Origin of the sequence: Acetivibrio ethanolgignens, assembly GCF_001461035.1 — a bacterium.
In the GTDB taxonomy this organism is placed as follows: Bacteria; Bacillota; Clostridia; order Lachnospirales; family Lachnospiraceae; genus Velocimicrobium; species Velocimicrobium ethanolgignens.
The window spans coordinates 42,728-57,787 of record NZ_LNAM01000112.1; the positions used below are offsets into that span (position 1 = coordinate 42,728).

Sequence of the window (15,060 nt, forward strand, 5' to 3'; positions counted from 1 at the left end):
AGAAAATAGGAGGTACGGGCATGTCACGAATCGGAAGAATGCCAATCGCTATACCAGCAGGTGTAACTGTTGATATTGCAGAAAATAATAAAGTGACTGTAAAAGGTCCAAAGGGAACGCTTGAAAGAGTATTACCATCTGAGATGATAATTAAGAAAGAGGGCGAGGAGATTATCGTTACTCGTCCAAACGATTTAAAGAAAATGAAATCCTTACACGGATTAACAAGAACCTTAATTCATAACATGGTTGTTGGTGTTACCGAGGGTTATGAGAAGGTATTAGAGGTTAACGGTGTTGGTTACAGAGCTGCAAAGCAGGGTAAGACCTTAACCTTATCCTTAGGATATTCTCATCCAGTAGTAATGGAAGACCCAGAAGGTGTTGAGTCCGTTCTTGATGGACAGAATAAGATTATTGTTAAAGGTATCGATAAAGAAAAAGTTGGCCAATACGCTGCTGAAATCAGAGAGAAGAGAGGACCTGAACCATACAAGGGCAAAGGTATCAAGTATGCTGATGAAGTTATTAGACGTAAAGTTGGTAAGACTGGTAAGAAATAATTGAGAGGAGAATAAACGATGGTTAAGAAAGAATCAAGAAGTAAAATTCGTGAAAATAAGCACAGAAGAATTCGTAATCGTTTTGCAGGTACTGCCAAAAGACCACGTTTAGCAGTGTTTAGAAGTAATAATCATATGTACGCTCAGATTATTGACGACACAGTTGGTAATACCTTAGTATCAGCTTCTACTCTTCAGAAAGACGTAAAAGCAGAATTAGAGAAAACAAACAATGTCGAGGCAGCTGCTAAGTTAGGCGAGGTAATTGCTAAGAAGGCATTAGAAAAGGGCATTACAAACGTTGTCTTTGATAGAGGCGGCTTTATATATCAGGGTAAGATCAAAGCTTTAGCAGATGCAGCTAGAGAAGCTGGTCTGGAATTCTAGGCAAGGAGGAAAAAGTTACATGAGACGTGAGATCGTTGATGCTAGTCAATTAGAATTAGAAGATAAAGTAGTATCAATCAAACGTGTTACCAAGGTAGTAAAAGGTGGACGTAACATGCGGTTTACTGCACTGGTTGTTGTTGGTGACAAGAACGGACACGTTGGTGCTGGTTTAGGTAAAGCAGCTGAAATTCCTGAAGCTATCCGTAAGGGAAAAGAAGACGCGATTAAGAAATTAATCAGCTTACCTTTAGATGAGAACGGAAGTGTACCACATGACTTTACAGGTAAATTCGGAAGTGCTACAGTTATGCTGAAGCGTTCCCCAGAAGGTACCGGTATCATCGCTGGTGGTCCTGCTCGTTCCGTACTTGAGTTAGCTGGCTTCAAGAACATTCGTACAAAGTCTTTAGGCTCTAACAATAAGCAGAATGTAGTATTAGCTACTATTCAGGGCTTAAGCCAGTTAAAGACTCCGGAAGAAGTAGCTAGGCTGCGTGGTATTTCTGTAGAAGAGCTGTTAGGCTAATTAGGAGGGAAATAAAGTGGCAGATAAGTTAAGAGTAACATTAGTAAAGTCTACAATCGGTGCTATTCCAAAGCACAGAAAGACTGTAGAAGCATTAGGTTTAAAGAAGGTTAACAAGACCGTTGAACTGCCTAACAACGACGCTGTAAAGGGTATGCTGTGGCAGGTAAAACATTTAGTAAAGGTTGAAGAAATTTAATCGAACTACCAAAATATTAAGGAGGTGCAAGCAGGATGAATTTATCTGAATTAAGACCTGCAGACGGCTCAAAACACAATGACAACTTTAGAAGAGGCCGCGGCCATGGTTCAGGAAATGGAAAGACCGCTGGTAAGGGTCATAAAGGTCAGAAGGCTCGTTCAGGAGCTCCAAGACCAGGTTTTGAGGGTGGCCAGATGCCATTATATAGAAGATTACCTAAGAGAGGCTTTACTTGTCCAAGCTCTAAGGAAATCGTAGGAATTAACGTAGATGTGCTTAACCGTTTTGAGGATGGTGCAGAGGTAACTATCGACAGCTTACTGGAGACAGGTATCATCAAGAATCCTAAGGACGGAGTTAAGATTCTGGGAAATGGAGAATTAACTAAGAAGCTTACTGTTAAGGTGAATGCATTCAGTGCTGGTGCAGTAGAGAAAATCGAAGCTCTTGGTGGAAAAGCTGAGGTGATCTAGGGATGATAAAGACGCTCCGTAATGCACTTAAGATTAAGGATATTCGGACAAAGCTTATTTACACATTCGTAGCCTTACTGATTGTAAGGCTCGGATGCCAGCTTCCGATTCCAGGTGTAAACAGAGACTTTTTTGCCAGCTGGTTTGAACAGCAGACAGCATTAAGCTTTTTTGATGCAATGACCGGTGGTTCCTTTACCCAGATGTCAATTTTTGCATTAAATATTACTCCATATATCACATCTTCCATTATTATGCAGCTGTTAACAATTGCAATTCCTAAATTAGAGGAAATGCAGAAGGATGGCGAGGATGGAAGAAAGAAGATTGCAGAGTATACCAGATATGTAACCGTTGTTTTAGCTGTAGTAGAAAGCTTAGCTATGGCAATTGGATTTGGTAATCAGGGTCTGCTTGAAGGAGGTTTAACCTTCACAAATGCAGCCATTATTACAGTTTCTCTTACTGCAGGTTCCGCATTCTTAATGTGGTTAGGTGAGAGAATTACACAGAACGGTGTAGGAAATGGTATTTCCATTATCCTGTTAATTAACATCGTATCCAGAATTCCAAACGACATGATGTCACTTTACAATAAGTTCATCGCCAATGCATCTATTATGAATAAGATCATTGCAGCCGTTATTATTCTGGCCGTTATCCTGGCTATGGTAATCTTTATCATTATTTTACAGGATGGCGAAAGAAAGATTCCTGTGCAGTATGCAAAGAAGGTTCAGGGAAGAAAGTTAGTTGGAGGCCAGTCCTCTCATATTCCTTTAAAGGTAAATACTGCAGGTGTTATTCCTGTTATTTTTGCCAGCTCCCTGTTATCCTTCCCAATCGTAATTGCCAGCTTTATGGGCATAAGCCCGGCTTCCGGAGCTGGTGCAAGCTTAATCCAGAAGCTGTTAAAGGTTTGCAACCAGGGTGCATGGTGTAATTTCACAAGCTTTGGTGAATTTAAATATACCCTGGGATTGTTAGCTTATATTGTATTAGTTATCTTCTTCGCATATTTCTATACTTCAATTACCTTTAACCCGATTGAGGTATCCAATAATATGAAGAAGCAGGGTGGATTTATTCCTGGTATCCGTCCAGGAAAGCCTACCACAGATTATCTGACAAAGGTACTCAACAACATTATTTTCATTGGTGCTGTAGGTCTTACAATTGTAGCAGTTGTACCGATTTTCTTCTCCGGTGCCTTTGGTGCAAACGTTTCCTTCAGTGGAACCTCCCTTATCATCATCGTTGGTGTTATTCTGGAGACTATGAAGCAGATTGAGTCCATGATGTTAGTACGTCATTACAAAGGATTTTTAAATGACTAAAGAGCCTGTTAGGGATGTTTAGTCTGTATAGGTGAAATGTTAAGAGGGGGCGGTGAAAGTATTCATAGCCCCCTTATAAGTAAAGGAGAAAAAGGTATGAAGATTATTATGCTGGGAGCACCTGGTGCCGGCAAGGGTACTCAGGCCAAGAAAATCGCAGAAAAGTATGCTATCCCACATATTTCTACAGGAGATATTTTCAGAGCGAACATAAAGAATAATACAGAGCTGGGTAAAAAAGCAAAGACATATATAGACCAGGGACTTTTAGTTCCGGATGAATTGGTGGTTGACCTGGTAGTGGATCGTCTGGCTAGGGAGGATGCAAAGAAGGGTTATGTTCTGGATGGCTTTCCGCGGACAATACCTCAGGCAGAAGCATTGGATGCCGCTCTTTCTGAAAGAGGAGAAAAGATAGATTATGCTATTGATGTAGAGGTTCCTGACTCAGCTATTATTGAGAGAATGTCTGGTAGACGTTCCTGTAGCCAATGTGGTGCAAGCTACCATGTAGTCTTTAACCCTCCAAAGACAGAGGGCGTTTGCGATGCCTGTGGCGGCACCTTGATTTTAAGAGATGATGATAAAAAGGAGACAGTAGAGAAGAGACTTTCCGTTTATCATGAGCAGACAAAGCCTCTCATTGACTACTATACAGGTCAGAACATTATAAAAGAAGTAGATGGAACAAGGAGCATGGATGAAGTATTCAATGCTATTACAGGAATATTAGGGTGATTTAAATGTCTGTGACAATAAAATCTAACAGAGAAATTGAATTAATGCGTGAAGCCGGTAAAATTTTATTCCAGGTTCACGATGAATTAGCAAAGGCAATTAAGCCGGGTATTTCCACGAAGGATATTGACCGGTTGGGCGAGGAGCTGATAAGAAGCTATGGCTGCACACCATCCTTCTTAAACTATAACGGTTACCCTGCCTCCATATGTGTATCTGTCAATGACGAAGTGGTGCACGGAATTCCAAATAAAAAGCATATTATCCGGGAAGGCGATATCGTCAGTCTGGACGCCGGTGTCATCTACAAGGGCTATCATTCTGATGCAGCCCGTACCCATGCAGTAGGTGAAATCAGTCCGGAAGCACAGCGATTGATAGATGCTACCCGGGAGAGCTTCTTTGAGGGCATCAAATATGCAAAGCCAGGAAATCATTTATATGATATTTCCAGGGCAATCCAGCGGTATGTAGAAGCCAATGGCTTTTCTGTGGTAAGGGATCTGGTCGGGCATGGTATCGGCACGAATCTTCACGAAGACCCACAGATACCGAACTTTAAGCAGGTAGGCCGCGGTATCCGCCTGGTGCCGGGTATGACCCTTGCCATTGAGCCTATGGTAAATGCCGGTGCTTATGATGTATGGTGGCTGGAGGACGACTGGACCGTAGTAACCCAGGATGGTTCCCTTTCTGCTCACTATGAGAACACAGTACTGATTACGGATGGCGAGCCGGAGCTTTTATCCCTGCCAACGTTTAAGCATAACATATCCAACGTAGAAATATAGGAGGTTAGACATGTCAAAAGCAGATGTAGTTGAAATTGAAGGAACCGTTGTGGAAAAGCTCCCAAATGCCATGTTCAGGGTAGAGCTGGAAAACGGCCATATCGTACTGGCCCACATCAGCGGTAAATTAAGAATGAACTTTATCCGTATTTTACCTGGTGATAAGGTAACCTTAGAGCTTTCTCCATATGATTTGACAAAGGGAAGAATTATCTGGAGAGATAAATAAAGACAAAAAGTAAAATCCCGTCCGGAAGCGGTAAAAGGCATCCGGGCGGGATTTTTTATTGAGCAAAAATTCTTGTTTTTCCTGTCCGGAGCAGATATAATAAAACAAACAGTAGAGAAAGTGGATTGAAAGGATGATAGAGTGGAGATAAAAGAAATCGGAAGGATGATGTATACACTGCGGCTTAAGAAGGGGATTTCCCAGGAGGATCTGTGCCGTGGGCTTTGTTCTGTAGCCACGCTTTGCCGCATGGAAGTAGGGGAACGGCGGCCGGATATATGAGTATTTATTTACAGAAAAGAAAGCAGCGGAGGGAAAAGTGCCTGATCCCATGGGGCAGGGTGAACTCACTCTGTCTGTAGACATTTTTGAATTTGGATGGAAGGGAAAGGGAGGGCTCCTCAAAAATATCCACGAAGAATTTAAAGCCGGGGATAAGATTTTTGTCCAGGGAGAAAGCGGAGCAGGGAAAAGTACCTTTTTAAAATTGCTTTGCGGCTTTTATCCTGTCCGGGAAGGAGAAATAAGACTTAATGGCTGCAATATTGCGGAGATTGAAGAGGAGGAGCTGTTTCGTTATATAAAAATCCAGTTTCAGGAGTCGATCATTCTGGAGGGAAGCCTGCGAAGAAATCTGGAGCTGGGGCAGAGCTTTTCCGAGGAGGAGATCTGGAACGCCTTAGAGATGGTGAATTTAAGCGGATTTGCAAAGGAAAACGGGCTGGAGCATCTGATTGCCGAAAATGGTAAAAATCTGTCGGGCGGACAAAAGCAGCGGCTGGCTCTGGCAAGGGTTTTACTAAGAAAACCGCCGATTTTGATCCTAGACGAAGCGACCAGTGCCTTAGATGAGGAAAATGAACAGGAGATCATAAAAAATGTAAATCGCTATGTGGAAGAAACGGGGGCTATTTTAATACTGACTTCCCATAGGGAGGCATTGAAGAAGATCTGCAATAAAACCTTGTTTTTAAATTCTTCGGTATGATGAAAAAAATAAAGAAAAAGAGGATTGCATAAAACTAGAGAAATCCAATTTATATAGTGCCTATATCCTAAACTGGAAAAATATTTTTTCCAGTTTTGTCATGGTCTTTTTAGAGAATAGGAAATATAATGTGGTTGAAACTAGAAACAACAAATTGTATTGGTTCACAGTATAGACATGTATATATATCTTCCGATACAGCTACTATAGATAATTCTGCACTTTCTCAAATAGTTAAAGGAGGAATAGGAACAGGGTAAAGATTAATCAATTCTGGTGGGCATTTAATTGATACAACAAAAATGTATAAACAAGTTATTGGGAGTTAGTTACAGGAAAGAGGTTAGAATATATGAATCAAAAATTATCACTTAATCTTCTTACAGTAGGTCCATTTGCTTTATGGGGCTATATTGCTCTTGGACTAAGTCGGATGAGAGATATGATTCCGTCAGAGCAACGCTTAGATACATATATTATAAGTGTATTCGTTTATCTTATATTTGTTTTTTATTATACCTTGTTAATATTGTATCTAAAAAAAGACTCCATTGACAATGTAAAGTACCAAAAGTATTGTATTGCCTGTCTTGTGATAGGTTTTGTCTTTCTTGCGAGTTCTTTAGTGTTTTAATCTTTTAATACTGTCACCTATATAACGGCATACCAAACAGGAAATCTGAAAAAGGTCTTCAGAATTCCATGATATTAATACTTAATATTGATCCAGATAAAGCACTTAGTTATTATATTGGTCAGTATTATTTTAATTAATATATAATTAATAATCAGGCAACTAAGGAATTAAGAGATATTTTTAAAGGGATAGTAAATGATCCGGTATCGGCATTGTGTTCAGAAGAAGGAGCATATAGATGAATAATAGAAGTAGCAATAATTATTTGCAAGGATTTTCTAAAATTAAGAAATTGTATATAAGTATAATGTTGTTATATGAATTAGCAGATAAATTGTTTGGCTCAATATATATTGCTTTTATGCGTTCAAAAGGGCTGACACTTATACAAATATCAAGATTATTCAGTATTGAACAAATATTGTTAGCAATATTTGACTACCCGACAGGAGCTATTTCAGACAAGATGGGTAGAAAAAAGTGGCGGCTTACGGATTTATTATATGGGGATTAGGAATCCTACAATTTGCATTTTCAACAAATTTTTGGTTATTTTTGCCAGCAATGGTATTAATGGCATTGGGATTGGCATTAATTTCCGGAGCTCCTTCTGCATGGCTGATTGATCAGATGATTGCTTATGGAGTATATGAAAAGCGAGATCAAATATTCCCTAGAATTCAGGCAAGTGTTCGTTTCTTTTCAATAATTGCATTAATTAGCTCATATATATTTATTGGTATAGCAGAACGGTTACCAATTATTATAGCTGGTTGTACAGCAATTATAGCAGGTATAACTGCTTTGATTATTGGTGAAGATAATTATGGAGAAATAAACGGTAACAATATATTTAACATAATGCATATCTATTTAAAAGATTTTGTAAAAGAAAAAAAATTAGTAGTATTAGCATTACGGAATATTATTTGTTATACTTCATTTATTGCTTTTGTTTTATACTGGCAAATTTATGCTACGGAGATAATAGAAATTAAAAATAAATATTTAGCAGTTTTTCTTATAGCATTTATGATTTTGCTTATGATGGGAAATTTTTCGGTAAGTATATTAACAAAGAGGATTAATAGTTTTATGACTTCTATCTTAGGAATAGTAATCAGTATTCTGGGGTTCGGACTCCTTTTAACCTTCCAATCACTCACTATTTTTATAGTTGCAGCAGGATTAGTTGAGTTTGGTTTTGGAGTAGAACAGGCATCTACATCAACTTGGGTATGTGATTATATCAAAAGTGAAACAAGAGCTACTTATAGCTCTATATTCAGTACAATTCAAGCAGTAGGAGGTTTTTTGATTACTAATTTTTTGGGATTGCTAACAGAAGCTACTGCTGTAAATACGGCATGGATTGTGGCAATTGTGGCGATGATTTCAGATATATTAATTTTAGTTGTTTTTTATTATAAATATAGAAATAAGAGAACCCTATAGTAAATATTTAGAAGATGGGATTTTTGAAATTCGTGGAAAAGTCGGAACAGATATATCAAGGGTATTATATTTTTTCTATTATGATGGAAAATAATTTTAACAAATGGATTTATGAAAAAGATGGAAAAGACACCCGTGAGCGAGATAAAACGGGCAAAGAAGCGTAGAAAAGATTATTTGGAAAGGATGAATAGAAAATGAAAACCTTGGATAGTTTTGTAGAAGAGTATGAAAGAATACAGCCAGAGATGGATGTTATCAGAGCAATCGTAGATGCAAGGATTTCCCAAAATCTGACACAAAAGCAATTAGCGGAAAGAACGGGGATTAATCAGGCCGATATTAGCAAACTGGAAAATGGAACAAGAAACCCATCTCTTAATTTGTTGAAGCGGCTAGCAGAAGGTATGGGAATGGTTTTAAAAATTGAATTTGTACCGAAGGCAAAAGTTTAAAAATTTAGGCCTGGTGTCTGAAATCTATCAGATGCCGGGCGTTTTTATTATGTGGGTCATGACCCGGTTGAGCACGAAAGAGTACTTTGATGATATTCGATAAACATGCAACTTAAAGTATAAGTATGGAAGTCTCCTTTATTTTATTCAATTAGGAAAGTTCTTGTTTATCCTGTCCAGAACAGATATAATAAAACAAACAGTAGAGAAAGTGGATTGAGAGGATGATAGAGTGAAGATAAAAGAAATCGGAAGGATGGTGTATACACTGCGGCTTAAGAAGGGGATTTCCCAGGAAGACTTGTGCCGAGGGCTTTGTTCTGTAGCCACACTTTGCCGCCTGGAGGTAGGAGAACGGCGTCCGGATATTCTCGTATTTAATGCCCTGATGCAACGTCTGGGCAAAAATCCATATATGATAGATACCGTATTAACGCTGGAGGAGTTCTCCTATTTTGTAAAACGGAGGAATATTGAGATTTCTCTGGAGCTGAAGGAGTATGAGCGGGCAGAAAAAGAGCTTTTAGAGCTGGAAGCAGAGGAAATACAGGAGCCATTGCGAAGGCAGGATATATATCGGATGTATGGGCTTTTGTATCTTTCATGGGAGAAAAAAGAAAAGGCAGAGGAATATCTGCAGAAGGCGATTTCCGAGACATTACCGGAATTTGCAGAGGCTGATATAAGAGAGCTTTGGCTGAGTGAAACAGAAACGGTTTTACTTCTGCTGTATGCATATGCACTGGAACCAGAGGCTAAAAATGTAGAAAAGCTGTTATTAGCTATAAAGCAGTATATCTGGCAAAAGATAACCGATGAGGAAGCGGCGGACAAAAGAATGGCACAGACCATGTATTTGCTGGCTCGGCTCAAAAGAAATCAAAAGCAATGGAAGGAATGTTACCGATGCTGTGAAGCCGTCATTGAGGCAGAGGTAAAAAACGGAGTATTGCTTCTGCTTCCACAGGCATTGCAGATGGAGCTGCTCTGTCTGGAGCAGGGGCTTTCTATAGAAAATGCTGAGCTTAGAAAAAAAGAATACCAGGCACTCTCAGAGCTGATGCTAGAATATGGCAGAGGAATCGTGGAAGAAAATGAAAATCTTGTGTCATTTACAAAAGAAGCTTCGCAGGAAAAGCAGGTAATTGATGAATTAATCAGCAGGGCAAGGGAAAGAAAGGAAATGACTCAGGAGGAATTAAGTGAGCAAATCTGTGCACCGGAAACTCTGTCAAGAATCGAAAGGGGAAAACGTAATCCTACCATTAAAAATTTTCATGCGTTTATGGAAAGGCTGGAATTAGGGATGGGATATTATAACACGGATTTAAAAGTAAAACAATTTGAAACCTTGGAAAAAGGGCAACAGCTTCGGAAGGCGGTTATCCTGCAAAGATATGAAGAGGCAGAAGAGCTGTTAAAAGAAATTGAATTTGAAATCGATGCTACAGCAGTAGAAAATAAGCAGTATCTTGAGTTTTACCATATAGCAATAGATGAAAGTCTTGAAAAAATAAGTGCTAGTGAGGCACTGCAAAGATTAGAGAGTGCATTGGAGCTAAAGCTAAAAAAGCAGGAGGATGGTTTCCCACTACCAAAGCAGCTGACTTCAGTAGAAATCAGTCTATTTAATTCCATGGCCATCCGATGGAAAAAGCAGGGAAAACAAAAGAAATCGGTTGAGATTTTAAAAGCTCTTTATGATTATTTTAAAGAAAGTAAGGTAGAAAAGGAACTGGGAGCTTCTGAGCATGGAAGAGATTTTCTTATGGTTTTAAGCAATCTGGCTTCCCATACGGAAGAAACAGACGATTTGGTGCAGGCAATGGAGTATGTGAAAGAAGTAATTGAAGAAGGTATCCGAATCGGTGTAGGGATACGGATAGGAAAAAACCTGATATTAAAGGGCTATATTCAGGAGCGGGAGGGAAAAGAAATATGCCTGCAGACGTATCGACAGGCATATTATCTGTGTGAGCTATATAAGGACTTTAAGAATAAACATAAAGTAAAAGAGCATGTAGAGGATGTTCTTAAATGCAGGTTAGAGTAGTTTACTTATCATAGTCATCGGTAAAATCACATATAGAGATATGGCTCTCTGTTTTAGGAACCTGGTTGGTATTAGTTTGTAGGAGTGAACAGACTAATAGGGAAAAAATAATAAGTGATGCTAGGTGTTTTTTTAAAGTTTTTTTCATTTGGGATTTTCCTCCTCTGATGTAATTTTGTAGTATAGTATATCGAATATTCTAGTAAAAGACCATGACGAAACTGGAAAAAAATATTTTCCAGTTTCGTCATGGTCTTTCTAGGCTTTTTAGTTATAATTGGAGTCAGAAGTTACGAAAAAGGAGAGCTGCATAAAAGATGAGTAAACATTTATATTTAATTGATAGTAATTATATACTTGTGAAAATTGTTTCTTTACTAGATAAAAATAAAGAAAAAGCATTTTTGGTTTCTGGAAGAGAAAAAGAAGGGGATTGCATAGAACTAGAGGAATATTTTGATATGGAAGAATATGTACAAGCTGATTCCAGAAACTTGATGCAAATTGATAGACAGTTTTTTTATGCAGCATTAAAGGGATTTACAAAAGAAAACAAAATACTTATTTTTATTCATTCACACCCAAACACAAGAAAGGGAGAACTTCAGTTTTCAGCAGCAGATGATAATTATTATATTTCTTTATTAAAAGAGGCCAAAAATATAGGCTATGATTTACCGCTTATATTTGCAGTAATAAATGAAGAGGATATAATATTTAAAGGATTTGATAAGAATGGAGTAGGAATTGTTTGTTCTATTGAGGAAGGCTATGAAAACTATTCAGAGAAACGATATAGTATAGAGGTTATTTACAATGACGACTTTGAAAAAGGCGTTATTTACCATAAAGCAAATAATGAAGCTAAAGTTGTAGATAGAGAAACTGCAAAAGAAATTAAACATTGGCAATCAAAATATGAAAGTAATGTTTTAAGTAAACTTCAACAAATGGCATATAGAAGAATGATTACAGATAGTTTCCCATATAGGGAATACCGTCCGAATTTATCTGCACGGAATTATATGGATAATAAAACATTGGATAATTTACAGTTGATGCTCCAATTAGGTTGCAATCTTAGATGTAAATATTGTTATGCAGAGGCAGGGACTTATTTGCATAAGAAAAATATTATTATGACAATAGATACAGCAAAAAAAATTATAAAGAGCTTACTTAGAAAAGGAATCCATACAATTCGTAACATTTTCTTTTTTGGAGGAGAACCGTCCTTATATCCTGAGGTAATTACTGGAGTATGTGATTATTGTGCGGAATTAGTTTCGCAAGGGAAATTGGAAAGTATGCCAACCTTTACAATGGTTACAAATGCAGTCAAAATGAATGAAGAGCTTATCACTGCAATAGAAAAATATGGAATTAAGGTAACTGTCAGTATAGATGGGCCGAAGGAAATTAATGATAAATTAAGAGTACGTCAGGACGGCTCAGGAACGTATAGTGTCATTCATCGTAATATAGAAAGAATGCAAGAAAAAAATGCCGCACCTGTTATGCTGGAAGCTACTTATACTAAAATTCATGAGAAAAACCAAATGAGCAGAGATGAATTGAGAAACTATTTGCAAAAAGAGTTTGGTATTTCGACTGTGTATATAGCAGATTGTGATGGAAGTGAATTAGAGCCAGATGCTAAAGAGGATTCAGTAAAAGATTATATTCATTGTATTTGTAAAACAATGAATGAGAATAGGAAATTATCTGCTGATATAGGAAAGAAATTACTGCAAGTACAGAGTAATTTAAATAATAAAGGCTATAGAAATAACCTCTTCTGTTTGGCTGGATATAGAATGATTTGCGTGCTGGGTAATGGAGACTATTATCCTTGTCATAGATTTATAAAGAATGCAGATTATAAAATTGGTAATCTGATAGAAGAGGGAACTCTTAATTTAAGGGAATATACTAATAAGGACAACTATGATAAGTGTCGAAATTGCTGGGCACAAGAATTTTGTGGAGAATGTAGCTGGGATATTTTTTCTTCTGGTATTGAAAAGGCAAAATGTGATGATGTTAAAAAATTCACAGCTTATTCTATGTTAGCTATAGCAAATTTGAGTGAAAAGCAGAGAGCATTCTTTTATAATGAAGCAATAGGGAAGTAATAAAATTGAACATTGGTTCTTAAGCAAAAATGCTTTTGAATAAATAAAAAACACGGAGGAAAAGTAAATGGAAATCAAAAATTTAGTAGAGGTAGAAATGAAAAATCTTTCAGAGGAAGAAATTTTAGATGCAGAGAAGGTAGCAGAAAATGTTGGCTCCTGCGGATTAGGCTGTGGTGGAACAAAAAGTATGTATTAATTATTTTACCGATGAAATTATTGTAAAATAAGAGTAACAATTTATATAGGTGCTGTATACTTTTGAGGAATCAAATTTATATAGTGCCTATATCCCAATAAGGAGAACTTAAGCTTATGAAATCTAAAAAAGTTAAAATTAATTCATATTTTATAAAAAATAAAGGGGTTCTGTTTGGACTGGTTAGTTTTTCTATTTTGAGCGGAATAGGGGAAAGCTTGTGGTCCTTCATATTTCAAGAGCTTTATGAAATTACAGGACGTATGACCGTGCCCTCAATTCTAAGTCTTCTGTGTGCTGTGGCCGGAGTTTTTTGCTTTTGCATGATAACGGGGAATGTAGCTGTTTATTTTCGCAGAGTTTTACTGAAAAATATGAATCTGCAACTAAAAACAGATGTTTTTCAAACCATTATGAATAAGAATATAGAAGAATTTACGGAAAGCAACAGTGCAAGGTATATTTCACTTTTAAATAATGATGTAGCGAATCTGGAAAATCAATATTTCCAGTCAATACCTATGATAATAGATAGAATTTGTATTTTTATAGCTTGTACTCTGGTTTTAGTTTATTATAACGTGTTTATTGCGATAGTTGTTATATTGACAGCTTTTTTTCTGGCTTCTATTCCTATATTGTTTGGGAAGAAGATTACCGAAAGAGAAAGATTCGTCTACGAAGAGATGGAAAACTATAACGGAAAGCTGAAGGATTTGTTGAATGGATTTGAGGTTGTAAAAAGTTTTCATGCAACAAAACAAGCTGGCACACTTTTTGAAGAAAGCGTTACAAAGGTAGAAAATGCAAAATATAAGGTGAGGAAATTTCAGAATCCTTTCTCTGTATTTTTACTTATGCTGACTTACCTGGTGATTATTATGCAGCTTTTATTTGCGGCATATATGGCTTATATTGGAAAGATACCGGCCAGTGCGATTATGAGTATTTTTTATTTGATTTCCAGTATTAACAATCCTGTGAAGGATATTGCAGAGGGGTTGTTGACGATACGTTCGGCTCTTCCAAATATTCAAAAGATTGAGATGCTTTTTGATGAGCAGACGAAGAAGGATAATAAAGATTTGGTGAAGAATGTGGATTCTGTTATGCCACTGACAATAAAAGAGCTTTCCTTTGGGTATGAGAAAAAGAAAGAAATTTTACACAAGTTAAATTTTCAGTTTGAGAAAAATAAAAAATATGCGGTTGTTGGCAACAGCGGCTCTGGAAAATCAACGCTGGTAAAGCTTTTGATGAAATATTATGATACCTATGATGGTAATATTTACTGGGGAGATTGTGAACTTAGAAACCTGGATAAAGAATTTCTCTGTACCCAGGTAGCTATGATTCATCAAAGAGTATTCTTATTTGAAGACACCCTGCGAAATAATATTACCATGTTTCAGGAATATTCCGAGGAAGAAATTCAATATGCAGTGGAAAGCTCCGGGTTGAGGGAAGTAGTGGAGCGTCAGCCGGAGGGATTGGATTTTGTTATTCACGAGAATGGAAATAATTTTTCCGGCGGGGAACAGCAGAGAATTTCGATTGCCAGAGCAATTTTGAAAAAGACAAAGGTACTGCTTTTAGATGAGGCTACTTCCAGCCTGGACAAGAAAATGGCTTCACAGATTGAGAAGCTTATTTTGAGTCAGCCGGAAATGACAGTGATTGTAGTAACACATAAATTAGATGCTGATATATTGAAGCAGTATGACTGTATTTTAGCTATGAACCATGGTAATTTTATAGAAACGGGAAGCTTCGATGAATTGATGGCAAAACGGGAATTTTTCTACAGCCTGTATACCGTTAATGAATGAGCGGGTAGCCTCCGATTCAGGAGCTGGAGACCCTATTTCTGCATATACTATAGAGAAATC

19 protein-coding genes and 1 pseudogene are annotated in these 15,060 nt (G+C 37.4%); all 20 read left to right on the plus strand.

The window, feature by feature from the left end:
• The first annotated feature begins 20 nt into the window (after window positions 1-20).
• Window positions 21-563, plus strand: coding sequence for a 50S ribosomal protein L6 (gene rplF, locus ASU35_RS05985; protein WP_058352137.1), 543 nt, complete (start codon window positions 21-23; stop codon window positions 561-563).
• Window positions 564-581: 18 nt separating this feature from the next.
• A complete protein-coding gene (rplR, locus tag ASU35_RS05990; protein WP_058352138.1) occupies window positions 582-950 on the plus strand; it encodes a 50S ribosomal protein L18 in 369 nt (122 codons plus the stop codon).
• Window positions 951-969: 19 nt separating this feature from the next.
• Complete coding sequence (gene rpsE / locus ASU35_RS05995) at window positions 970-1,479, plus strand: 30S ribosomal protein S5 (RefSeq protein ID WP_058352139.1); 510 nt, start codon at window positions 970-972, stop codon at window positions 1,477-1,479.
• 16 nt (window positions 1,480-1,495) lie between these two features.
• Window positions 1,496-1,678 (plus strand): 50S ribosomal protein L30, encoded by a 183-nt coding sequence (gene rpmD, locus ASU35_RS06000; RefSeq protein WP_058352140.1) that lies wholly within the window; start codon window positions 1,496-1,498, stop codon window positions 1,676-1,678.
• Window positions 1,679-1,713: 35 nt separating this feature from the next.
• Window positions 1,714-2,154, plus strand: coding sequence for a 50S ribosomal protein L15 (gene rplO, locus ASU35_RS06005; RefSeq protein WP_058352141.1), 441 nt, complete (start codon window positions 1,714-1,716; stop codon window positions 2,152-2,154).
• A gap of 2 nt (window positions 2,155-2,156) precedes the next feature.
• Window positions 2,157-3,491: a preprotein translocase subunit SecY gene (secY, locus tag ASU35_RS06010; protein ID WP_058352142.1), complete on the plus strand. Its 1,335-nt coding sequence runs from the start codon at window positions 2,157-2,159 to the stop codon at window positions 3,489-3,491.
• A gap of 96 nt (window positions 3,492-3,587) precedes the next feature.
• Complete coding sequence (locus ASU35_RS06015; RefSeq protein ID WP_058352143.1) at window positions 3,588-4,229, plus strand: adenylate kinase; 642 nt, start codon at window positions 3,588-3,590, stop codon at window positions 4,227-4,229.
• Window positions 4,230-4,234: 5 nt separating this feature from the next.
• On the plus strand, window positions 4,235-5,020 hold the full coding sequence (gene map / locus ASU35_RS06020) for a type I methionyl aminopeptidase (RefSeq protein ID WP_058352144.1): 786 nt from the start codon (window positions 4,235-4,237) through the stop codon (window positions 5,018-5,020).
• A gap of 10 nt (window positions 5,021-5,030) precedes the next feature.
• Entirely contained in the window at window positions 5,031-5,249 is a 219-nt protein-coding gene (infA, locus tag ASU35_RS06025) for a translation initiation factor IF-1 (protein ID WP_058352145.1), read from the plus strand.
• Window positions 5,250-5,390: 141 nt separating this feature from the next.
• Complete coding sequence (locus ASU35_RS19160; protein ID WP_147525393.1) at window positions 5,391-5,531, plus strand: helix-turn-helix domain-containing protein; 141 nt, start codon at window positions 5,391-5,393, stop codon at window positions 5,529-5,531.
• A gap of 37 nt (window positions 5,532-5,568) precedes the next feature.
• The gene (locus ASU35_RS06030; RefSeq protein ID WP_147525394.1) at window positions 5,569-6,237 is read left to right on the plus strand and encodes an ATP-binding cassette domain-containing protein; all 669 of its coding nucleotides are present in this window, start codon (window positions 5,569-5,571) and stop codon (window positions 6,235-6,237) included.
• A gap of 352 nt (window positions 6,238-6,589) precedes the next feature.
• Window positions 6,590-6,871 carry a hypothetical protein gene (locus tag ASU35_RS06035; RefSeq protein ID WP_058352147.1) on the plus strand — a complete coding sequence of 94 codons (282 nt, stop codon included), beginning with the start codon at window positions 6,590-6,592 and terminating at the stop codon, window positions 6,869-6,871.
• Window positions 6,872-7,112: 241 nt separating this feature from the next.
• Window positions 7,113-7,388 carry a hypothetical protein gene (locus tag ASU35_RS20100; RefSeq protein WP_058352148.1) on the plus strand — a complete coding sequence of 92 codons (276 nt, stop codon included), beginning with the start codon at window positions 7,113-7,115 and terminating at the stop codon, window positions 7,386-7,388.
• Window positions 7,355-8,329 carry an MFS transporter gene (locus tag ASU35_RS06045; RefSeq protein WP_242861210.1) on the plus strand — a complete coding sequence of 325 codons (975 nt, stop codon included), beginning with the start codon at window positions 7,355-7,357 and terminating at the stop codon, window positions 8,327-8,329. Before ASU35_RS20100 ends, ASU35_RS06045 begins: the two co-directional genes overlap by 34 nt.
• A pseudogene (locus ASU35_RS18585) lies at window positions 8,310-8,530 on the plus strand (type II toxin-antitoxin system RelE/ParE family toxin); the annotation flags it as partial. The gene ASU35_RS06045 and the pseudogene ASU35_RS18585, both read left to right, overlap by 20 nt.
• On the plus strand, window positions 8,527-8,784 hold the full coding sequence (locus tag ASU35_RS06050) for a helix-turn-helix domain-containing protein (RefSeq protein WP_058352150.1): 258 nt from the start codon (window positions 8,527-8,529) through the stop codon (window positions 8,782-8,784). The pseudogene ASU35_RS18585 and the gene ASU35_RS06050, both read left to right, overlap by 4 nt.
• 232 nt (window positions 8,785-9,016) lie before the next feature.
• Window positions 9,017-10,837: a helix-turn-helix domain-containing protein gene (locus tag ASU35_RS06055; protein ID WP_058352151.1), complete on the plus strand. Its 1,821-nt coding sequence runs from the start codon at window positions 9,017-9,019 to the stop codon at window positions 10,835-10,837.
• 317 nt (window positions 10,838-11,154) lie between these two features.
• Entirely contained in the window at window positions 11,155-12,972 is a 1,818-nt protein-coding gene (locus tag ASU35_RS06060) for a radical SAM/SPASM domain-containing protein (protein ID WP_058352152.1), read from the plus strand.
• A gap of 67 nt (window positions 12,973-13,039) precedes the next feature.
• On the plus strand, window positions 13,040-13,171 hold the full coding sequence (locus ASU35_RS20450; protein ID WP_278278062.1) for a hypothetical protein: 132 nt from the start codon (window positions 13,040-13,042) through the stop codon (window positions 13,169-13,171).
• 116 nt (window positions 13,172-13,287) lie between these two features.
• Complete coding sequence (locus tag ASU35_RS06065) at window positions 13,288-15,000, plus strand: ABC transporter ATP-binding protein (protein WP_058352153.1); 1,713 nt, start codon at window positions 13,288-13,290, stop codon at window positions 14,998-15,000.
• Window positions 15,001-15,060 lie beyond the last annotated feature (60 nt).